Consider the following 20777-nt stretch of genomic DNA (forward strand, 5'->3'; position numbering starts at 1 on the left):
CCGTCCGCAGGCGATCGCTGCAGGCGTTCAATGTGAAAAGCGACGCCGGCACCCGAAGCAAGCGGATGTCGACGGTGCGACTAGGGTAGACGTCCATGGGCCTTGATCAGTCAGGACTGGATACCCGCTGGCGCGGGCGCGCCGGAGGGCGCGCGCATTGTTGTGCTGCATTGCGCGGCTGTCAATCCATTTCGCGGCGACCGTCATCGTTGCCATGAACCCGTTTGCTAAGATGCGCCGCTACCGGTTCATCCCCCATGACGCCGCTTGGGCGGCGGTGGAATCCACGCTCGCTGCCGAACCGACACGTCTCATCTGGAAGCCCATGACGCCACCCGCCCCACCCAGGCTGCACGCCGCGAAGTTGCTTGCCGAGGCTCACGCCGCCCTCCTCCAGGGAGACCCGGGCAAAGCGCGGGAGCTTGCACTGCAGGCCTTGCAGATGGATGCCGACCAGCCGGAAGCACGCTACCTCGCAGGCAAGGCGGCGTTGGCGCTGCGGCGGCTGCCCGAAGCGCTGGATCATCTGCACCGCGCGGCCAGCGCCATGCCACGGCACGCGGCGTACGCCGTGCACTTCGCCCGGGCGCTGGCGGCCACGCACCGCACCGGCGATGCCCTGCAGGTTGCCAACATCGCGCTTGGACTGGCGCCCGACGATCCGCTATTGCTCCACAGCCTCGGCACCACGTATATGCAATGCCACGCTCACGAGCGGGCCGCGGCGGCGTTTCGCCAGGCCGCCACGCTGGCACCGGACAACCCGGCATGCCGCTTCAGCTTTGCCACCTCGTTGATCTTTTCCGGCGACGTAGCCCAGGCCGAAACCGAACTGGAGGCTTGCCTGGCGCTGGCGCCCGGGCACTGGCATGCGCACGCCACGCTTTCGCGCCTCCGGCGCCAGACCCCGGCGCACAACCACGTCGACAGGCTGCTCGCGCTGGCCGCAGACGTGGACGAGGAACCGGTGGCCTCGATGCATACGCACGTGGCGCTCAGCAAGGAGTACGAGGATCTCGGCGATTTCGCGAAAGCCTTCGACCAGCTGGTGATCGGCAAATCCCCGGTCAAGGTGGCCATCGGCTACACCATCGATCGCGACCAGGCCATCGTGGATGCCTTGATCCAGGCCTTCCCCGAACCGCGACCGCAACCGGCAGGCCACCCGTCGGCCGAGCCCATCTTCGTGATGGGCATGCCGCGCACGGGCACCACGCTGGTGGAACGCATCCTTTCCAGCCACCCGGAGGTCTACGCCGCCGGCGAACTGGAAAACTTCGGGGTCGCGCTGGAACGCCTCTCGGGCGCCAACTCACCGGTGATGCTGAGCCCGGACGTCATCCGCCGCGCCGGCAGTATTTCGTGGGAAACCCTGGGCGAGGTCTACATCGCCAGCACGCGCCCGGCGACCTGCCTGAAACCGCGCTTCATCGACAAGCTGCCGCACAATTTTCTCTATGCCGGCTTCATCGCCAACGCGTTGCCGAACGCCCGCATCATCTGCCTGCGGCGCCAACCGCTGGACAGCTGCCTCAGCAATTTCCGCGAGCCGTTTTCGGAAACGTCGCCGCTGCATGGCTACTCGTTCGACCTGCTCGATACCGGCCGCTATTACGTGTTGTTCGACCGCTTGATGGCGCACTGGAAGCGGGTCCTGCCCGGTCGCATCCTGGAAGTGGATTACGAAACCCTGGTGGCCACGCAAGAGGCCAGCACGCGCCAGTTGCTGGAACATTGCGGCCTGCCGTGGAACGAGGCCTGCCTGCACTTCGAGCGCAATCAGGCGCCGTCCACCACGGCCAGCTCGGTGCAGGTGCGCGCCCCCATGCACCGCGACGCGGTCAGGCGCTGGACGAAGTACGAGGAACAGCTGAAGGACCTGCGTACCCTGCTGAGCGATGCAGGGATCGATTGCGACCGCTAGCCGCCGGGTACGGCGGGTCGGTCAGACCGTCTGCTGCAGCACCGGCCCCTGTTGCAGGATCGGTTCCACCAGCCAGTGATCGGCCAGCAGGAAGGCGAACAGCGCCATCAGGTAGACGATCGAATAGCTGAACACCTTCATGGCGAAACGCTCGTCGGGCGGGTTCAGCAGGCGCACCGCGTAATACAGGAAAGCCCCGCCCAGCACGGCCGCGCCGCCCAGGTAGATCAACCCGCTCATGCCGGTCATCGCCGGCAGCAGGGTCACCAGCACCAGCAGCACGGTGTAGAACAGGATGTGCCAGCGCGTGTAGACCACGCCATGCGTCACCGGCAACATCGGCACCTGGGCGCGCGAGTAGTCGTCGCGACGGAAGATCGCCAGCGCCCAGAAGTGGGGCGGCGTCCATACGAAGATGATCAGGCACAACTGCAACGCGTACGGATGCAGCGAACCGGTGACGGCGGTCCAGCCCAGCACCGGCGGGATCGCGCCGGCCAGGCCGCCGATCACGATGTTCTGCGGCGTGGCGCGCTTGAGAAACGCGGTGTAGATCACCGCATAGCCGATCAGGCCCGCGAAGGTCAGCACCGCGGTCAGCGTGTTGACCAGCAGCACCAGCACCACCATCGAGGCGATGCCCAGCGCCATCGCGAAGACGAACACCTGGCGCGGGTTGAGGTTGCCGGTGGCCAGCGGCCGGTTCGCGGTGCGCACCATCACCTTGTCGATGCGCTGGTCGATCAGCTGGTTGAATGCCGCCGCCGACGATGACGCCAGCCAGATGCCCAGCGTGCCGAACACCAGCGCGCGCCATGGCGGCATGCCGGGCACGGCCAGGAACATGCCGATCACCGCGCAGAACACCAGCAGCGCCACGATGCGCGGCTTGGTCAGTTGCAGGTATTGGGATAAGGACAGCTTCACGGGCAACTCGGCAACGGGCGACTGCCTAGTGTAATGCCTGGCGATGCCAGCGGCATGGCGCGCGGCGGTTCAACCGCCGTGCACCGGTTCGTCCGCGGCGACCGCCGCCCGACACTGGGTGCGCGCCAGCGTGGCCAGCAAGGCGAACAGCAACAGCGCCGCCATGCCGTTGTGCGCGGTAGCCACGGGCAGCGGCAAGCCGAAATGCACGTTGCTGATGCCCAGCAAGACCTGGCAGACCAGGGTCACCGCGATGGCGATGCCAAACCCGCGCAGCCCCTGCCGCGACGCCTTGAACGACAACCACGCCAGATAGCAGAACACCACCAGCGCCCCCAGCCGGTGCACCAGCTGGATCGCGCTGCGCGCCGGCAGATCCAGCACGCCGCCCTCGTAGTTGACGCCGATGCCGCGCCACAGGATGAAGCCCTGCTTGAAATCCGTCGCCGGCATCCATTGGCCGAGACATTCGGGGAACGAACCCGGGCCGTAGCCGCAGGCCAGCGCCGCGTAGTTCGCCGAGGTCCAGCCACCCAGCGCGATCTGGCAGGCCAGCAACACCACGCCGATCACCACCAGCTTGCGCAGGCTGGCCAGGCCATCGTCCGCCGCGCCCACGCCGGCAAAGCGCAGCGCCGCCCAGGCCAGCAGGCCGAACGTGGTCATGCCGCCGAGCAGATGGCTGGTAACCACCACCGGCTTCAGCAGCAGCGTTACCGTCCACATGCCCAGCATGGCCTGGAAGATGATCACCGCCAGCGCGAACACGCTGATCTTCCACGCGCCCGGCCGATTCAGGCCAAGCGACGCAAACAGCGGCAGCGCGATGGCGCAGGCGGCCAGCGCCGACGACCACAGGTGTTCGCCGTGCATGTACATGCCAACGCCGACGGCCGCGAACACGGCGCCGGTGACCACCGCCGCCAGCGCGCGGCGACGACGCCAGCTGGCCAGCAAGGCCAGCACCAGCACCATCACGCCGAGCGTGCCGGCCAGGAAGCGGTGCACCTGCTCACGCCAGGCCTTGTGCGCCTCATAGGGACGATCCGGAAAACTGGCGTCGGCATGCGCCACTGCCTGCGCATGCTGCGGCCAGGTGACCTGGCCATAACAGGTCGGCCAATCCGGGCACGACAGCCCGGCGTTGGACAGCCGCACGAAGGCGCCGAACATCACCAGCCCGAACGCGAACAGGGCCGCAAAGGCCGCCAGCCAGCGCAACCATCGCTTCATTCGCAGCGACATCACTTGACCACCTTTTGCAGATCACGCGCCAAGCCGGGGCCATCGAAGCCGGCCGGGTAGTACGACAACGCGGTGCCGTTGGATTCCACCAGCACCACGCCGAGGCTGTCCGGCGCGGACGGGCGGAACGTCGCCAGCTTGTCGCCCACGTCCTTGCCCAGCAGCCAGAACGGCTGCATCGCCTCGCGGCGCTGCGGATCGGCCGGCGGCGCGCCGAGATAGAGCAGGCGCAGGCGCCCCTGGTTGCGGTTGAGCATCACCCGCGCCTTGGCCAGACCGGTGAGCAGATCGAAACACCGCGCCGCGCAATCGGGCCCGGGCAGCGCCACCAGGGTCATCCGCGGCTTGCTGTCGCGCCAGGCGTACGGATGGCCATCCGCCAGTTGCACGTCGAGCTTCTCCGCCACGAAATTCCGTTGCGGCACGATGGGCTCGCCGTTGCCCTTGGTGCCGGGCTGCCACCCCGCCAGGGTCAGCAGACCGGCCACCAGCATGGGCGCGGCGAACACCAGCGCGATCAACACCAGATACAGCCGGCTTCGCTTGCGCGAATGGGGTGACGAAGGGGAGCGGGTTTCATTCATGGTCAGGCATCTTCAAGGAGAACGGCGGCGCTTGTCGCGATTCAACACCAGCAGGATCGCCACCGCCGCCAGCGCAAACGAAAACCACTGGAACGCATAGGCACGGTGGCGCGCGGGCGTCATCGAAAGTTCAAGCGAATGCTGGCGGATGTAGCCGGAAACGGGGTCCGCATCCAGCGCCAGCACGCGTGGAAACAGCGGGCGGCCCAGATCGGCGGCGAGCTCGGTCGGGTCGAGAAAAATGCTTTCCTTCGGCCAGTGCGTCTGCCGTGCCAGCGCGTTGCCACCCATCTCGAAACCAACCGGCGGCGGCGGCACATACAACCCCTGCAGCGTGGTTTCCTCTTTCGGCAAGGCCGGCAGCGCTGGCGTGGTGCCGTTGGCGCCGGGATGCAGGAAGCCCGCGTCGACCAGCAGCAAGCTGGTTTCACCCTCGACCGCAAACGGCACGAAGACCTCGACGCCACCGCGATGATCGTGGTGCGGGTTGTCCAGCAGGTAGATGCGATCAAGCAGGTAACGGCCACGGGCGCGCACTCGCGGAAAGCTGTCCGTCGGCGGCCGCACCGCGACGCCGGCAAAGTCCTGCGCCGCGGCCGAAACGGATGTGGCATAGCGCCGCAGAAGCGCTTCCTTGTAGTCGGCCCGATGCAGCTGCCAGACGCCCAGATACACGAACAGCGCCGCTCCGGCCACGGTAAGCAGCAGCGCCCACCAGGGCGGACGGCGCAGCCGCATCATGCGGAACGCCTGCCGGCGGTGGTTATACTGGCGATGTCGAATTCCTTCGGATCAATCACGTGGAAACCATCTACAAATATGCGCTGGTGGTGATGCTGCTGGTGGTGATTTTCAGCCTCGGCCAGGCGCTGTACTTCATGATGACCGACAAGGACGACGACAAGCGCACGGTGTGGGCGCTGACCCGGCGCATCGGCCTGTCGATCGTGTTGATCGGCATGGTTGCGTTCGGCATCTGGATGGGATGGCTGCAACCGCACGACGTCGGCGGCTGATTGTACTGCCCCCGCGGCGCCCGCGCGCCGCGCGCGACATTCGCGCACGCCGTCGCGGCGCATCCGCCGACCGGCACAAACCGCCCCTTGCAGAACACGCCGGATCGCCGGCCAAAAAAAACCCGCCGATTGGCGGGTTTTTTCATGCGGCGAGCCTGTCGTTCAGAGGATGTAGACGAACAGGAACAGGCACAGCCAGACCACGTCGACGAAGTGCCAGTACCACGCCACCGCCTCGAATCCGAAATGGTGATCCTTGTTGAAATGGCCTTTCAACACGCGGAACCAGATCACCAGAAGCATGATCGTGCCCAGCGTCACGTGCAGGCCGTGGAAGCCGGTCAGCATGAAGAAGGTGGCACCGTAGACGCCGCTGCGCAGGGTGAGGTTCAGCTCGTTGTACGCCTCCATGTACTCGTGCGCCTGGAAATACAGGAACGTGGCGCCGAGCAGCACGGTGAGGCCCAGGAACAGCAGGATCTTGCCGCGCTGTCCCGCACGCAAGGCGTGATGGGCGATCGTCACCGTGACGCTGGAGGTGAGCAGCAACATCGTATTGAGCAGCGGCAGGCCCCACGCCGGCACGGTGCGGAACGCTCCACCGACCTGCTCCGGGCCGCCACCACCATTGGCGCCCCAGGACGCGACGTAGTCGCTCCACAGGAACTGGTGGGTCAGCACGCCGTGGCCATGGCCGCCGAGCCACGGCAGCGAATACATGCGGATGTAGAACAGGGCGCCGAAGAAGGCACCGAAGAACATCACTTCGGAAAAGATGAACCACATCATGCCCATGCGGAACGAGGTGTCCACCTGGGCGTTGTAGCTGCCAGCCAGCGATTCGTTGATCACCGAGCGGAACCAGCCGAAGAACATGCCGATGATGCCGATCACGCCGATCGTCAGCACACCCTTGCCGAAACCGGCTTCGCCGGGGCCGGCGTTCAACCAGTGCGCGGCACCGAACACGGTGATGAACATGACTACTGCGGCCACGATCGGCCAGTAGCTCTTGGTCGGAACGAAATACGCGTCGTGCTGCTGACCCATGGTGAGACCCCGTGGATTTCTCTTGATGACTTCTGCCCCGTCGTGCCGCCCGGGGAACTGCATGCCGGTCAATAACCGACCGGTTGAAAGGAAAGATGTGGCAACCGCTACTTCATCAGCAGGATCTGCACGAACGACAGCGCGAAGAACACCAGCACGATGACGAGAAGTATCTTCACGGTGCGATTCACACCCTTGCGGCTTTCGTCGTCTTGTTGATGTTCGCTCATGGCCTCGGCTCTCTTTGCACCCTGCAGCCACGAAGGCGCAAGGGTGCGGCAAGAATCAGTCGTTCACGTGGCCGTGGGCCAGTTCTTCGTCACGAACCACCGGCGGCAGCTCGAAGGTGTGATACGGCGCCGGCGACGGCACGGTCCACTCCAGCCCCTTGGCGCCTTCCCACACGCGATCGGTGGCCTTCTTCTTCGAGAAGAACACGCAATGGATCAGCACGCCGACGAAGATCAACTGCGAGGCGCCGAACAGGAAACCGCCGATCGAGCTGACCATGTTGAAGTTGGCGAACGCCACGTTGTAGTCGGGGATGCGGCGCGGCATGCCGGCCAGGCCCAGGAAGTGCTGTGGGAAGAACAACACGTTCACCCAGACCACGCTGTTCCAGAAATGCACCTTGCCCCAGAACTCGCTGTACATGTTGCCGGTCCACTTCGGCATCCAGTAATACGCGGCGGCAATGATCGCGAACAGCGCGCCGGTCACCAGCACATAGTGGAAATGCGCCACGATGAAGTAGGTGTCGTGATACTGGAAGTCGGCCGGCACCAGCGCCATCATCAGGCCGGAGAAGCCGCCGATGGTGAACAGGATGATGAAGGCGATCGAGAACAGCATCGGCGTCTCGAACGTCATCGAACCGCCCCACATGGTGGCGACCCAGTTGAACACCTTCACGCCGGTCGGCACCGAGATCAGCATGGTGGCGTACATGAAGAAGATTTCGGCGCCCAGCGGCAGGCCCACCGCGAACATGTGGTGCGCCCACACGATGAACGACAGGAAGGCGATGCAGGCGATCGCGAACACCATCGCCTTGTAGCCGAAGATGGGCTTGCGGGCGAAGGTCGGCACGATTTCCGAGATGATCCCGAACGCGGGCAGGATCATGATGTAGACCTCGGGGTGACCGAAGAACCAGAAGATGTGCTGATACAGGACGGGGTCGCCGCCGCCGCCCGGGTTGAAGAAGTTGGTGCCGAAGTACTTGTCGGTAAGCAGCATCGTCACCGCGCCGGCCAGCGCCGGCATCACGGCGATCAGCAGGAACGCGGTGATCAGCCAGCTCCACACGAACACCGGCATCTTCATCAGGTCCATGCCGGGCGCGCGCATGTTGAGGATGGTGGCGATGATGTTGATCGCGCCCATGATCGAGCTGATGCCCATCAGGTGGATCGCGAACACCACGTACGCCAGCGAGTTGCTCTGCAGCGACAGCGGCGGATACATCGTCCAGCCACCGGCCGGGCCACCGCCGGGCAGGAACAGGGTGGACAGCATCAGGATGAAGGCGAACGGCAGGATCCAGAACGACAGGTTGTTCATGCGCGGCAGCGCCATGTCCGGCGCGCCGACCATCAACGGGATCATCCAGTTACCCAGGCCCACGAAGGCCGGCATGATCGCGCCGAAGATCATCACCAGCGCATGCATGGTGGTCAGCTCGTTGAAGAAGTACGGCTGCATCAACTGCAGGCCGGGCTTGAACAACTCGGCACGGATGCCCATGGCGAACGAGCCGCCGATGAAGAACATCGTCAGCGCGAAAACCAGATACAGCGTGCCGATGTCCTTGTGGTTGGTGGACATGCACCAACGCTGGAAGAAACTTTTCGGCGCGCCGTGGTGATCATCGTGCTGATCATGGGTGGCTGCGTAGGACATGGCCGTGCACCTCTAACCTGAAATATTGAATGCGACTGCGTGAAACTGCGGAGGGCGAAAAGAGTGCGGAGCGATCAGCCCTGCCCGCCAGCGGATACCGGTGCGGGTGCGGCCACTTGCGCGGTCTGCGGCGCCGCCGCCGGCGCGCTGGAAGCGGCCTCCTGCGCGGCCAGCCAGGTGGCGAAATCCGCCTTGGACTTGACCACCACCACGATCGGCATGAAGCCATGGTCCTGGCCACACAGCTCGGCGCACTGGCCGCGGTACGTACCCGGCGTGGTGAAGTTGGCCCATGCCGAGTTGACGATGCCGGGGATCGCGTCGATCTTCCAGCCGGTTGCCGGCACCCACCACGAATGGATCACGTCACCGCTGGTGATCACGAAACGGATCTTGGTGTCGACCGGCACCACCAGCGGCTTGTCGACATTCAGCAGGTAGGTGTTTTCGTCACCGACCCTGACCGCGTAGGGGTCCATGCCCGAATCGAGCTGGCGGGTGTCGTCGCTCTGCTGGTCCAGCTTGGACATGAAGCCGACCTTGGCGACCGGCTTGCCCAGGTAGTCGACGTAGTCGTAGCGCCATTTCCACTGGTAGCCGGTGACCTTGACCGTCATCTGCGAGCCGGTGGTGTCCGCCCACGAGGTGAGGCCGGTGGTGGCGAGCCAGGCCAGCGTGACCAGGATCAGCACCGGGATCGTGGTCCAGACCACTTCGACCATGGTGTTGTGCGACCACTTCTCGGCCACGGCACCGCGTGATTTGCGGAAACGGAACATCGCGATGAACATCGCGCCGAACACCAGCAGGCCGATCACCGTGCACACGGCCAGCGAGATGTTGTTCAAGTGATATGGCACCGGGGACCAGGTGCTCGCGCCGCGGGTCAGGTTCAACTGCCAGGGGTGCGGATTGGCCTGGGCGACGCCACCGAACAGCGCGAGCGCGCCAATGGTCAGTGTGGTGAATGCCCGCCCGATGCCGTGATGCCGGATGCTGCCAGATGTCATGTCTTGCACCTTTGTTGTACCTACTTGCGCGGCTGGCCGTGAATGGCGGACAGCAACACCATGAGTTTCTTCGACAGCTCGGCACGCTCCTGTTCGGCCAGGAACGCACCAATTTCCAACGCGTTTCCGTGCGATGCCAGCAAAAGCCGATGGCGTCCCTCGCCAGGCTCCAGCACCACGCGCACCCAGTACGACTGGAATCGCGTGCAACGCCGACCAGGCAGCGATTGCACCTCCAGCGACGATTCGTCGAGGGTGATGCGTTCGCCGCGATCGCCAGAACGCCAGGCCACGCTCAACGCGCAGGCCACGGCGACCGACTCGATCACGGCAAACAGCGGGGCAAACACATTCCCCTGCCACACGCCAAGCCCCGCCGACATCAACGCCAGAACCACCAGAGCCACGATGAGCCGTACCAGCCCCCTCCGACTCAGCATGCGATTGGGCCGAAGCCACATCGTCACGCACGGCAGCCCGGCGGCGGTTGGTCGAAGCACGATCATGAACATCCGGCGCGCCTGGAACGACGGAATGATAGGCCGCGGCGAGGCAGTGGGCAAGAATGTCGCACCCTGCTGACCTGGATCAGCCCGAAAGACGCGCCGTCGCGCAACGCCAGTCGCGCCCGGCGTCGCCCGCCAGGCACAGGTGTGGCAGCGTGCCATACCCCCCTTTTGGCAGGGGTCCGGGCCGTCATGCCGCGGCGTACAATCCGGCGATTCCCGCCCCTCCCCGGCGGATTCCCCGGCATACCTGCGGTCCTTCCGTGAACTACCCTCCCCCTGCATCACCCATCCTCAGCCCCGAATTGCCGGACGCTGTCGAACCCGCCCGCGCCCGCATCACCGCCGCCTGGCTGCGCGACGAAACCGAAGCGGTGAACGACCTCTTGGCGCAAGCCACGCTGCCACCGGTCGAACGCGAACAGGTGATCGACGTGGCCGCCGGCCTGGTCACCCGCGTGCGTGCGCGATCGAACGACCAGAGCGCGATCGAATCCTTCATGCGCCAGTACGACCTTTCCTCCGAGGAAGGCGTGCTGCTGATGTGCGTGGCCGAGGCGCTGCTGCGCATCCCCGACAAGGGCACCGCCGACAAGCTGATCCGCGACAAGCTGGGCGATGCGAACTGGAAGAAGCACCTGGGCCAGAGCGAGTCGCTGTTCGTCAACGCCTCCACCTGGGGCTTGATGCTGACCGGCCAGCTGGTAACGCTCAGCGAGGACACCCGCCACGATTTCACCGGCTCGCTGCGCCGGCTGGTGGGCCGCGCGGGCGAGCCGGCGATCCGCCTGGCGGTGCGCCAGGCAATGCGCATCATGGGCCATCAGTTCGTGATGGGCCGCACGATCGATGAGGCGCTGGACCGTTGCGCGAAGAAGGAGAACGCGCGTTATCGCTATTCGTACGACATGCTCGGCGAATCGGCGATCACCGCCGAAACCGCCGAGCGCTACCAGGAGGACTACCGCCGCGCCATCGCCGCCATCGGCGCACGCGGCCCGTTCGCCAACCACATGGATGCGCCGTCGATCTCGGTGAAGCTGTCGGCGCTGCATCCGCGCTACGAAGTGGCCAAGCGCGAGCTGGCCCATCGTCAGCTCACCGAAAAATTGCTGGAGCTTTCGCAGCTGGCGATGAAGCACGGCATCGCGCTGTCGGTCGACGCCGAGGAGGCCGATCGGCTGGAGCTGTCGCTGGACATCATCGGCGACGTCTTCGCGCATCCGTCGCTGGAAGGCTGGAACGGCTTGGGGATCGTGGTGCAGGCCTACGCCAAGCGCACCCCGTTCGTGATCGACTGGCTGATCGAAACCGCGCGCGCCGCCCACCGCCGCTGGTACGTGCGGCTGGTGAAGGGCGCCTACTGGGACGCGGAGATCAAGCGCGCGCAGGAAACCGGTTTGGCCGGCTACCCCGTCTACACGCGCAAGCCGAACACCGACGTGTCGTACCTGGCCTGCGCGCGGCGCCTGTTCGATGGCGGCAGCGAGCTGATCTATCCGCAGTTCGCCACCCACAACGCGCACACCATCGCCGCCGTGCATCACATCGCGCAGGGACGCGCGTTCGAATACCAGCGCCTGCACGGCATGGGCACCGACCTGTACGCCGAGGTGATCGGGCCGGACAACTTGAACGTGCCCTGCCGCGTGTACGCGCCGGTGGGCACGCACGAAGACCTGCTGCCCTACCTGGTGCGCCGCCTGCTGGAAAACGGCGCCAACACCAGTTTCGTCAACCGCGTGGTGGACGAGAGCGTGCCGGTGCGCGAGCTGGTGGCCGACCCGTGCGAGACGGTGCGCGCGTTCGCTTCGATCCCACATCCGCGCATCCCGTTGCCGGTGAATCTCTACGCCGAGAGCACGGCGCTTGCGCAAAATCCGAATGCTGTATCCAGGAAGAATTCCATGGGCGTCAACTTTTCCAACGACAACGAATTGCGGGCGATGGCCGAGGCGGTAAACGCGCACCCCGGCCCGTGGACGGCCACGCCGCTGGTGCCCGGCGCCGCCGCCGGCAATGTGATCGTGCCGGTGACCAACCCCGCCGACCGCCGCCAGAGCCTGGGCAGCTACGTCAGCGCCGATGCCGCCACCGTGGACACGGCGCTGAACAACGCGCTGGGCGCGCAGCTGGGCTGGGATCGCCTGCCCGCCGCCAGCCGCGCCGCCATCCTGGAGCACGCCGCCGATCTGCTGGAAGCGCGCCGCGGCGAGTTCATCGCGCTGTGCGTGCGCGAGGCCGGCAAGAACCTGCCCGACGCCATCGCCGAGATCCGCGAGGCGGCCGATTTCCTGCGCTACTACGCCACCATGGCGCGGCGCCTGTTCGGCCAGCCCGAGCAACTGCCCGGCCCCACCGGCGAAACCAACCAACTGTTCCTCAACGGCCGCGGCGTGTTCGTCTGCATCAGCCCGTGGAATTTCCCGCTGGCGATTTTCCTGGGCCAGGTCAGCGCCGCGCTGGCGGCCGGCAACGCGGTGATCGCCAAGCCCGCCGAACAAACCAGCCTGATCGGCTACCTGGCGGTGAAACTGCTGCACGAGGCCGGTATCCCCGCCGACGTGCTGCAGTTCGTGCCGGGTGACGGCGCCGTGGTGGGCGTGGCATTGACGAAGGACCCGCGCGTGGCCGGCGTGGCGTTCACCGGTTCCACCGACACCGCGTGGGCGATCAACCGCGCGCTGGCCGCGCGCAACGCGCCGATCGCCGCGCTGATCGCCGAAACCGGCGGCCAGAACGCGATGATCGCCGATTCCTCTGCCCTGCCCGAGCAGATCGTGAAGGACGTGATGGCCTCCTCGTTCCAGTCCGCGGGCCAGCGTTGCTCGGCCGCGCGCGTGCTGTTCGTGCAGGAAGACATCGCCGACAAGGTCACCGCGATGCTGGCCGGCGCCATGGCCGAGTTGGAGGTGGGCGACCCGGGCCTGCTGTCCACCGACCTGGGCCCGGTGATCGACGACGACGCACTGCAGATCCTGATCGACCACGCGGCGCGGATGGATCGCGAGGCGAAGAAGATCGCCGAGGTGACGCTGGATCCTTCCCGCACGGAGCACGGCAGTTTCTTCGCGCCGCGCGCCTACGAGATCGCCTCGCTCGATGTGCTGCAACGGGAGATCTTCGGCCCCGTGCTGCACGTGATCCGCTGGAAGGCCAGCGACCTGGCCGGCGTGGCGCAGCAGATCAACGCCGCCGGCTACGGCCTCACCCTGGGCATCCACAGCCGCATCAACGACACCGTGGAATACCTGGCCACGCACACGCGGGTGGGCAACTGCTACGTCAACCGCAACCAGATCGGCGCGGTGGTGGGCGTGCAGCCGTTCGGCGGCGAAAACCTCTCCGGCACCGGCCCCAAGGCCGGCGGCCCACACTACCTGCTGCGCTTCGCCACCGAACGCGTGCTGACCATCAACACCACGGCCGCCGGCGGCAATGCCTCGCTGCTGACCATCGGCGAGTAAACAGGCACGTGTCGCGTAGCCGACCGGCACGCCACACGCGGTCGCGGCATCACCCCGGCAGCGTTTCCGGCATCAATGGCTCGCGCTCCACCGGGAACGCGGCCCACAGCTCGGCCATGCGCTGGCCGCCGATCGGGTGGCGGAAATCCGGTGCGATATCGGCGATCGGCCGCAACACGAACGCGTGCTTCAATTCCTTGCGCGGCAGCTGCAGGTGGCCCGGGCCGTCGATGACCAGCGCGTCGTAGAACACGATGTCCAGGTCCAGCGTGCGATCGGAGTAACGCGGGCCGTCGCGACGGCGGCCGTGGCGATCCTCCAGTGCGTGCAACCAGTCATTCAGCGCGGGCGGCGACAGCGGCGTATCCAGCCCCACCGCCAGGTTCACGAAATCCGCGCCGTCGAAACCCACCGAACGGCTGCGGTACGCCGGCGACACGGTGATCTCGCCGAATGCCTGCCGCAATTCCGCCAACGCGGCGGGCAGATAGCGCTGCGGCTCGATATTGGAGCCCAGGCTCAAATAGACGCGTGCCATCAGGCGGGCCGCTGGCCGCGTTCGATCCGCACGCCCACCGCATGCGCGCCGCGCACCGCGCCGGGTTTGGACAACTTCAGCCGCACCCAGCTCACCCCGAACTCCTCGCGGATGATCGCCGCGCAACGCTCGGCCAGCGTCTCCACCAGGCCGAAGCTGGACTCGCTCACGTACGCGCTGAGGCGCTTGGACACGTCCTTGTAGTTGAGCGTCTTCTCGATATCGTCGTCGGCGGCGGGCACGCTGTTGTCGAACGCCATCTCCACGTCCAGCGACAAGGTCTGGCGCACGCGGCGCTCCCAGTCGTAGATGCCGATGACGGTATCGACGCGCAGGTCCTCGATGAAAACGATATCCATGGCGGTGATCACTGATGACGGTAGCCGCACAGGGTCGGTCAGCACGCGGGTGGATGCAAGCGTGGCGATGCGTGGCCCTTCGACTCCGCTGCGCTACGCTCAGGGAGAACGGTAGTTGGATTGCACCGCTACACGCCGTTCGCCCTGAGCGTAGCGCAGCGGAGTCGAAGGGCCGCCAGCCGCCGCACACCCAACGAGCGCGCGGCATAGATGCGATCATGGTGCATGACTTCCTTCACCACACTCCCGCTCAAACCCGCCCTGCTCGCCAGCGTGGAAACCCTCGGCTACACCGAAATGACCCCGGTACAGGCGCAAAGCCTGCCGCCGATGCTGGAAGGCCGCGACGTGATCGCGCAGGCGCAGACCGGCAGCGGCAAGACCGCCGCGTTCGGGCTGAGCCTGCTGCAGGCGATCGACGTGGATACGATCCGGCTGCAGGCGCTGGTGCTGTGTCCCACGCGAGAACTGGCCGACCAGGTCAGCAAGGCGATCCGCAAGCTGGCCGCCAATATCCCCAACGTGAAGCTGCTGACCCTGTGCGGCGGCATGCCGCTGGGGCCGCAACTGGCCTCGCTGACGCACGATCCGCATATCGTGGTGGGCACGCCCGGCCGCGTGCAGGAGCACCTGAAACGGCAGAGCCTGCACGGCGGCGGCATCAAGGTATTGGTGCTGGACGAGGCCGACCGCATGCTCGACATGGGCTTCACCGAAGCCATCGACGACATTATCGGGCGCATCGCGAAACATCATCAGACCTTGCTGTTCTCGGCCACTTACCCGGAGGAAATCCGCGCGGTGAGCCAGCGCGTGCAGAACGATCCGGTGGAAGTGACGGTGGAAGCGCCCGCCGATGAGAAGCCGGCGATCGAACAGCGTTTCCACGAAGTGGAGCCGGCGCAGAAGATCGACGCGCTGACCCAGTTGCTGGGCGGCGCACACGCCGAGCAGGCGCTGGTGTTCTGCAACATGCGCCGCGAGGTGGACGCGGTGGCGCAGGAACTGGACCGCCGCGGCTTCTCCGCACTGGCCCTGCACGGCGACATGGAGCAGCGCGACCGCGATGAAGTGCTGGTGCGCTTCGCCAACCACAGCTGCGCCGTGCTGGTGGCCACCGACGTCGCTGCGCGCGGCCTCGACATCGTGGCGCTGCCACTGGTGGTGAGCTACGACATCGCGCACGACCCGGAAACCCACACCCACCGCGTCGGCCGCACCGGCCGCGCCGGCGAGAGCGGCCTGGCGATCACCCTGTGCACGCCGCGCGAGCGGCCGAAAGCGGCGAACATCGAAGAATTGAACGGCACCCCGCTGCCGTGGCGGCCGTTGAAAATCACGCCATCGCGCGGCAAGGCTCTGCACCTGGCGCCAATGAAAACGCTGGTGATCGATGCCGGCCGGCAGGACAAATTGCGTCCCGGCGACATCCTCGGCGCGCTCACCGGCGACGCAGGATTGGCCGCGAAGGACATTGGCAAGATCGACGTGTTCGCCACTCGCGCCTACGTGGCAATCACGCGCTCGCTGGCGAACAAGGCGTTGGAACAACTGCGGGCGGGCAAGATCAAGGGCCGCAACTTCCGCGTGCGCCCACTGGGCTGATTCGCCACGCAGCCCTTGTGGGAGCGGCTTCAGCCGCGATGTTTTTGACTGTTTGAAAAGCATCGCGGCTGAAGCCGCTCCCACATAAATCGCTGCGTTTCAAAGCGTGGACAGATACGTCGACAGCGCCTGCACATCGTCGTCGCCCAGCGTGGCGGCTACGCCCTGCATCACCTTCGCATTGCTGCTGCCGGCACGCGCGCCGCTCTTGAAATCGCCCAGCTGCTTGGCGGTATACAACGATGATTGGCCGCGCAGATGCGGATAAGTGGCCCATGGCGGTTGCGGCGCGCTACTCCAGTGCGGTTGCGGACCAAGTCCGGTCGGTCCATGACAACCCTGGCAAGGCGGGATGCCTTGCTCCGGATCACCGGCCAGATACAACTGCGCACCGCGCGAATTCGCATCGGCCTGGCCCGCCGGCTTCGGCGCCAGCGACGCGTAGTAGCTGGCCAGGTCGCGCATATCGGTATCGCTCAGCGGCGCGGCCTGCGCGGTCATCACCGGATCGTTGCGCTCGCCGTCGTGGAATTCCTTCAGCTGCACGTACAGGTAGGTGGCCGATTGTCCGGCCAGGTTCGGGAAGGTCGGCGCGATCGCCACGCCCTGCGCGCCGTGGCAGGCCGCGCACACCGCGGCCTTGCCGGCACCGGCGTGGGCATCACCGCTGATAGGCTGGATGCGGCGCAGGTCCAGCGTTGCCGCAGGTGCCGATGCACTGGTGTCTGCTGCGGGTGCTTCTTGCGCGATGGCGCCGGTGGCGGCACCGGCCATCACCAGCAGGCCGGCCAGCAGGAGGTTGCTGCGATACGTCATGCCGTCATCCTCCTCACAGCTTCAAATTCAACATCACGCCGACCAGGCTGGCGCTGTAATGCAGTTGGCCGCCCTTGTCGGTGTAGATGCGGTGGTCATAGCTGAGCGTGTCGTTGAAGCCGGCGTAATGCCAGTCGCTGAACGCGCCGGTCTGATAGCGGCCGAACACGCGCACGCCGACGTCACGTGTGAGGCTGAAACTCATGCCCAGGTCCAGCGTGTTGGTGCGGTACTTGTTGTCGGGAAATCCGTCGCCGACGGCGGCGGCCGCATCGGCACCTTTATAGGCCAGCGCGGCGAGCGAGGCGTAGTCATAACCGACGCGCCCCAGTGAGCCGGTGTAGTTGTAGCTGAGATCGAAGCGCACGCGGCTGAAGTCGTGGCTGAAACTCAGACCCGCGTTGCGGTTGCGTTCGCGATCGAATTCCCACCATTGATTGGCGTAGGGATACAGCGGCCCGCCCAGGTTCGGATCGGTCTGGCCGATGTCGGCACCGACCAGTGCCTCGTTGTCGGCCACGTTGGAAATGCCCATGCGCGACGTTTCCGCGCCCAGGTAGACGTTCATCGTGGTCGCCGGAGTCGGCTGCCAATCCCACTGCAGCGTGCTGCCGGTGGTACGCGTATCCTGCCGGCCGATCAACGCGTCGTAGTTGTCGCGGTTGCCGTAGAACGTGGCCGACAGCGTCGCCGACTCGCCCCACGGGTAGGTGACGATCGCGCGCGCCTTGCTCTCGGTGCGGTCGGACAGATCGTACTTGCGCATGTCGGCGACGGTGTGCACGGCGACGCCGGTGGCCGGTTCGACATAGCCGGGCAGCGACTCGGAGAAAAACTGCGCGTACGGATCGTAGTTGTACTTGTCGCCATCGCGTTTGGCGTATTCCCAGCTCAGTCGAACGGTGGCGCCGATGACGTCGCGGCTGACCCAGTCGAACTTGATGCGCTGGTCGTCGACGCGTTTGCGCTCGCGGTATTTCGGCTGGTTGTGGTCATAGGTATAGGTGACACCGAGCGAGGTCTTGCGGCCGATCTGCCAGTCGGTGGCCAGCTCCAGGATGGTGTCGGTGTAACCGAACGGCACGTTGCGCACGCTGACCATGTACGACTGGTACAGCGGGTTGGTCGGGTCGAAAATGCCGGTTTCGCCCGGCACGATGCTGCCTTGGGAACCGTTTTCGGAGATGTAGCCGTACTGGCCGGTGAGCGGGTTGTAGGCGAGGTAGCGGGTCTTGTTGTCCTCGCGGTACCAGCGCAGGTTGGCGTGCCAGCCGAACTTGGGCGTGGGCCGAAAGGTGACCCGCGCGTCGAGCAGGCCGGTGTCGATGCGGGCGTTGGCACTGCGCTGCGACAACGCCCCGGTGGTGTTCCAGTTGGCGCACTGGAAGGTGTAATCGACCGGCGGCGCGATGAAGATGCCGCCGGTACCGGTGCAGGTGGTCGGCGGCAGCAGCGCATCGTTCTGGCGCATCGTGCCCCACGCACCGGCGATGGTGAACTGGCCGTTACCCTTCAGCTCGCGCGACAGGTCCAGCCGGATGTTGTGGTAATCGTTGTTCGGCTCCAGCGAGAACTGGCCGTTCTCGATGTTGGCCACTTGCGGCGTGCCGACGACGTTCCACAGCGCGAACGGGCTCTCGAAGTCGAGATGGTTCTTGTGGTTGCGGAAGAACGAGCCGTTGTAGGTGGCCAGGAAATGCCACAGCTTGCCGACGTTGCGCACACTGAGGTTGATGTCGGTGGTGCGGAAGTCGATCGGCCGCACGGTTTCCAGTACGCCGCCGTTGTCGGGGAACGGATAGTTGAAGAACATCGAGCCACCCCACAACCGGGTGCCGCTGCGCTTCTCGTTGGTGATCGCGGCCGAGCCGATCCAGTTGCGGTACAGCGTGCCCTCGTAACTCAGCCCCGCGCGCGTGCGCACCAGTCCGATGCTGCGCCGGGGCGCGGCGGCCGACACCGCGGCCACCTGCGCCGGCGTGCTGGCGCCGGCCAGCAGCGACGCCGGCAGGGTCAGGTCGGTACCGCCGATGCCGTTCCAGATCGGGTAGGCGCTGGTGGACACCGTATGCGGCATGTCGCGATAGAAGCCTTCGATCCGGTAACTGCCGTATTTGCCGCCGCGCAAGCGATAGAACTGGTCGTTGCCGCTGACCCGGCTGCCGCGGAAATCCACATAGCTGCCGGTCTGGCGATTGTTGAAATCGAGCGCGAACAGGCCCAGCACCGCGCTGCTTTTCCAGTCGTCGTATTGGCGAAAATATTCGGCGTTGCGATCACCGCCCACGTGCAGGTAGCCGAATTCCAGCAGCCCGGAATACGTCCAGTCACCCGACCCCAGCGGTTTGCCCGCATCGATCATCGGCGGGTACGGATACAGCGCGCCCGTGGGCGTGCGCAGCATCCCGGGGTGCAGATACGACATGCCGTCGGGATCGGCCGGATGCAGCATCGGCGTCCAGCCGCGCAGGTCCAGACCGTTGCCGTACTGCATGTCGCCCACACGCATGGTGCCGCTGGTATCGCTGGCCGATGCGACCTGCATGCCGGACAAGCCGATCAGCAAACCGAGTGCCGCCACGGTCGGCGTCGTGCGATTTCCTTTCAAAGCAAGCATCGTCCGCCTCCGTCACTTGTGGAACTTCGGTCCGGAAGGATTGTTCGAGCCGTGGATATTCGTGTGGCAACTCAGGCAGCCGCGCCCCATCAACCGCTCATCCGGGGATGGACCGGTGCCCATGCCAGCGCGGGTCTGCAGGTCGTTCGGGTGGCGCGTCATCGTGTGGCATTGCTGGCACAGCATCGGGATCGGCGCGACCAGCAGGGTTTGCTGGTTGGAGCCGTGCACGTCGTGGCAGTTGAGGCAGTTGGCGCGCACCGGCGCGTGCTCGAACAAGAACGGCCCGCGCTTTTCGGCGTGGCAGGTGTAGCAGGTCTCGTTGACCGTGTCGGTTTTCAGCAGCGGCTTGGTGATCGAGCCGTGCGGATTGTGGCAATCGGTGCAGGCCATCTGCCCTTCCGGCAGCGGCATGTGCGAGCGGCGGTTGAACTTGGCGCGGATGTCCTGATGGCAGGTCGAGCAGACCTCGTTGATCGACGATTTCGCCAGCACACCCTCGGGCGAGAGCTTGGCCATCGGGTTGTGGCAGTCGGTGCAGGACAGGTCGCGGGTCTGATGGATCGAACCGATCCAGTGCTGCCGCGCACCGCCGGCGTGGCAGCTCAGGCAGACGCCCGCCTGGACCTGCGGCGAGGTTTTGGCATCGTGGGTGAAGGCGATGATCTTGCCCGGCGCGGTGGGATCCTTGGCGTGCTCGGAGCCCGGGCCGTGGCAGCTTTCGCAGGCCGCCTGCGGGCCGCTGTTGGCGGCGCCGGCGCGGAACGATGCCACATGCAGGCTGTGCGACGCCTGCACGTTTTCCTGCGCATGGCAGGCGACGCAGGTTTTCGCGCCGACCGGATCGGCATTCGGCGCCAACGGGTTGGCCGGAATCGAGGCCGCGTCGAACGGCGTGGCCGTGCTGTCGCCCATCGCAGCCGAATGCGGATTATGCGGGCGCGTCGAGTTCGCACCCATGTCGGTGGCCGGCAGCATCCGCGCGATGTCGCTCTGGCTGAGCTGATGGGAAAAGACATGATCGGCGGGCACGCTGCCCGACGGGGCCGGTGCCGCCTGTTGCGCCTGGGCGCCGTACGACATGAGAAGCAGGCCACCCGTGCCCAACATCAGACAGGCGACGACAGCAAGAAACGGCGAAATCACACGCATGGCTTGAAGCCCCTGGCTAGCGTGAAAACGGCAAACAATGATGACCGGCTGGACCGCCC

General features: G+C 65.9%; 18 protein-coding genes. 4 read left to right on the forward strand and 14 right to left on the reverse strand.

Translation table 11 applies throughout. From position 1 onward, the window contains the following. Positions 1 to 325 precede the first annotated feature (325 nt). A complete protein-coding gene (locus UU9_RS10070; protein WP_050982432.1) occupies positions 326 to 1924 on the forward strand; it encodes a tetratricopeptide repeat-containing sulfotransferase family protein in 1599 nt (532 codons plus the stop codon). Between the two features lie 21 nt (positions 1925 to 1945). Here UU9_RS10070 and cyoE read toward each other — a convergent pair whose 3' ends face one another. The 4 genes from cyoE to UU9_RS10090 all read right to left on the reverse strand — a co-directional run bounded on the left by cyoE (position 1946) and on the right by UU9_RS10090 (position 5421). Then, complete coding sequence (gene cyoE, locus UU9_RS10075) at positions 1946 to 2857, reverse strand: heme o synthase (protein ID WP_425476844.1); 912 nt, start codon at positions 2855 to 2857, stop codon at positions 1946 to 1948. A gap of 63 nt (positions 2858 to 2920) precedes the next feature. Further along, a complete protein-coding gene (locus tag UU9_RS10080) occupies positions 2921 to 4096 on the reverse strand; it encodes a COX15/CtaA family protein (RefSeq protein WP_007081649.1) in 1176 nt (391 codons plus the stop codon). Further along, positions 4096 to 4680, reverse strand: a complete 585-nt coding sequence (locus UU9_RS10085; RefSeq protein WP_007081650.1) for a hypothetical protein — start codon at positions 4678 to 4680, stop codon at positions 4096 to 4098. The genes UU9_RS10080 and UU9_RS10085 overlap by 1 nt, the downstream gene beginning before the upstream one ends. Positions 4681 to 4692: 12 nt before the next feature. Beyond that, positions 4693 to 5421: an SURF1 family protein gene (locus UU9_RS10090; RefSeq protein WP_007081651.1), complete on the reverse strand. Its 729-nt coding sequence runs from the start codon at positions 5419 to 5421 to the stop codon at positions 4693 to 4695. A gap of 59 nt (positions 5422 to 5480) precedes the next feature. Between UU9_RS10090 and UU9_RS10095 the strand changes: the two genes are divergently transcribed. After that, on the forward strand, positions 5481 to 5696 hold the full coding sequence (locus tag UU9_RS10095) for a twin transmembrane helix small protein (RefSeq protein WP_007081652.1): 216 nt from the start codon (positions 5481 to 5483) through the stop codon (positions 5694 to 5696). Between the two features lie 162 nt (positions 5697 to 5858). Here UU9_RS10095 and UU9_RS10100 read toward each other — a convergent pair whose 3' ends face one another. From UU9_RS10100 to UU9_RS10115, 5 genes are all read right to left on the reverse strand, one after another. Continuing rightward, entirely contained in the window at positions 5859 to 6746 is an 888-nt protein-coding gene (locus UU9_RS10100) for a cytochrome c oxidase subunit 3 (protein WP_007081653.1), read from the reverse strand. Positions 6747 to 6853: 107 nt separating this feature from the next. Beyond that, positions 6854 to 6976 (reverse strand): hypothetical protein, encoded by a 123-nt coding sequence (locus tag UU9_RS18510; RefSeq protein WP_255357426.1) that lies wholly within the window; start codon positions 6974 to 6976, stop codon positions 6854 to 6856. A 55-nt stretch (positions 6977 to 7031) separates the two neighbouring features. Continuing rightward, entirely contained in the window at positions 7032 to 8648 is a 1617-nt protein-coding gene (ctaD, locus tag UU9_RS10105; protein ID WP_007081654.1) for a cytochrome c oxidase subunit I, read from the reverse strand. Between the two features lie 74 nt (positions 8649 to 8722). After that, a complete protein-coding gene (gene coxB / locus UU9_RS10110) occupies positions 8723 to 9658 on the reverse strand; it encodes a cytochrome c oxidase subunit II (protein WP_007081655.1) in 936 nt (311 codons plus the stop codon). Positions 9659 to 9678: 20 nt separating this feature from the next. Further along, entirely contained in the window at positions 9679 to 10119 is a 441-nt protein-coding gene (locus UU9_RS10115; protein WP_050982434.1) for a DUF2244 domain-containing protein, read from the reverse strand. Positions 10120 to 10454: 335 nt separating this feature from the next. Here UU9_RS10115 and putA point away from each other — a divergent pair, with 335 nt between their 5' ends. Beyond that, positions 10455 to 13631, forward strand: a complete 3177-nt coding sequence (gene putA / locus UU9_RS10120) for a bifunctional proline dehydrogenase/L-glutamate gamma-semialdehyde dehydrogenase PutA (RefSeq protein ID WP_040670774.1) — start codon at positions 10455 to 10457, stop codon at positions 13629 to 13631. Between the two features lie 49 nt (positions 13632 to 13680). Here putA and folK read toward each other — a convergent pair whose 3' ends face one another. Then, positions 13681 to 14169, reverse strand: a complete 489-nt coding sequence (gene folK, locus UU9_RS10125; protein WP_007081658.1) for a 2-amino-4-hydroxy-6-hydroxymethyldihydropteridine diphosphokinase — start codon at positions 14167 to 14169, stop codon at positions 13681 to 13683. Then, a complete protein-coding gene (folB, locus tag UU9_RS10130) occupies positions 14169 to 14528 on the reverse strand; it encodes a dihydroneopterin aldolase (RefSeq protein WP_007081659.1) in 360 nt (119 codons plus the stop codon). The genes folK and folB overlap by 1 nt, the downstream gene beginning before the upstream one ends. 225 nt (positions 14529 to 14753) lie before the next feature. Between folB and dbpA the strand changes: the two genes are divergently transcribed. Then, positions 14754 to 16133 (forward strand): ATP-dependent RNA helicase DbpA, encoded by a 1380-nt coding sequence (gene dbpA / locus UU9_RS10135; protein ID WP_007081660.1) that lies wholly within the window; start codon positions 14754 to 14756, stop codon positions 16131 to 16133. Between the two features lie 99 nt (positions 16134 to 16232). Here dbpA and UU9_RS10140 read toward each other — a convergent pair whose 3' ends face one another. Genes UU9_RS10140 through UU9_RS10150 form a run of 3 tightly spaced genes read right to left on the reverse strand, consistent with a single transcriptional unit; the run spans position 16233 to position 20718 of the window. After that, a complete protein-coding gene (locus tag UU9_RS10140) occupies positions 16233 to 16949 on the reverse strand; it encodes a c-type cytochrome (protein ID WP_007081661.1) in 717 nt (238 codons plus the stop codon). 13 nt (positions 16950 to 16962) lie between these two features. Further along, positions 16963 to 19566 (reverse strand): MtrB/PioB family outer membrane beta-barrel protein, encoded by a 2604-nt coding sequence (locus UU9_RS10145; protein ID WP_007081662.1) that lies wholly within the window; start codon positions 19564 to 19566, stop codon positions 16963 to 16965. A gap of 12 nt (positions 19567 to 19578) precedes the next feature. Continuing rightward, positions 19579 to 20718 (reverse strand): DmsE family decaheme c-type cytochrome, encoded by a 1140-nt coding sequence (locus UU9_RS10150; RefSeq protein ID WP_007081663.1) that lies wholly within the window; start codon positions 20716 to 20718, stop codon positions 19579 to 19581. Between the last annotated feature and the right edge of the window lie 59 nt (positions 20719 to 20777).

This window comes from Rhodanobacter fulvus Jip2, assembly GCF_000264315.1.
Classification (GTDB): Bacteria; Pseudomonadota; Gammaproteobacteria; order Xanthomonadales; family Rhodanobacteraceae; genus Rhodanobacter; species Rhodanobacter fulvus.

Excerpts from the sequence above, each read along its gene's own strand:
- UU9_RS10070 (WP_050982432.1), top strand. The coding sequence starts at position 326 with ATGACGCCACCCGCCCCACCCAGGCTGCACGCCGCGAAGTTGCTTGCC.
- UU9_RS10080 (WP_007081649.1), bottom strand. The coding sequence starts at position 4,096 with ATGTCGCTGCGAATGAAGCGATGGTTGCGCTGGCTGGCGGCCTTTGCG.
- UU9_RS10085 (WP_007081650.1), bottom strand. The coding sequence starts at position 4,680 with ATGAATGAAACCCGCTCCCCTTCGTCACCCCATTCGCGCAAGCGAAGC.
- UU9_RS10090 (WP_007081651.1), bottom strand. The coding sequence starts at position 5,421 with ATGATGCGGCTGCGCCGTCCGCCCTGGTGGGCGCTGCTGCTTACCGTG.
- UU9_RS10100 (WP_007081653.1), bottom strand. The coding sequence starts at position 6,746 with ATGGGTCAGCAGCACGACGCGTATTTCGTTCCGACCAAGAGCTACTGG.
- UU9_RS18510 (WP_255357426.1), bottom strand. The coding sequence starts at position 6,976 with ATGAGCGAACATCAACAAGACGACGAAAGCCGCAAGGGTGTGAATCGC.
- ctaD (WP_007081654.1), bottom strand. The coding sequence starts at position 8,648 with ATGTCCTACGCAGCCACCCATGATCAGCACGATGATCACCACGGCGCG.
- coxB (WP_007081655.1), bottom strand. The coding sequence starts at position 9,658 with ATGACATCTGGCAGCATCCGGCATCACGGCATCGGGCGGGCATTCACC.
- UU9_RS10115 (WP_050982434.1), bottom strand. The coding sequence starts at position 10,119 with ATGTGGCTTCGGCCCAATCGCATGCTGAGTCGGAGGGGGCTGGTACGG.
- folK (WP_007081658.1), bottom strand. The coding sequence starts at position 14,169 with ATGGCACGCGTCTATTTGAGCCTGGGCTCCAATATCGAGCCGCAGCGC.
- folB (WP_007081659.1), bottom strand. The coding sequence starts at position 14,528 with ATGGATATCGTTTTCATCGAGGACCTGCGCGTCGATACCGTCATCGGC.
- dbpA (WP_007081660.1), top strand. The coding sequence starts at position 14,754 with ATGACTTCCTTCACCACACTCCCGCTCAAACCCGCCCTGCTCGCCAGC.
- UU9_RS10140 (WP_007081661.1), bottom strand. The coding sequence starts at position 16,949 with ATGACGTATCGCAGCAACCTCCTGCTGGCCGGCCTGCTGGTGATGGCC.
- UU9_RS10145 (WP_007081662.1), bottom strand. The coding sequence starts at position 19,566 with ATGCTTGCTTTGAAAGGAAATCGCACGACGCCGACCGTGGCGGCACTC.
- UU9_RS10150 (WP_007081663.1), bottom strand. The coding sequence starts at position 20,718 with ATGCGTGTGATTTCGCCGTTTCTTGCTGTCGTCGCCTGTCTGATGTTG.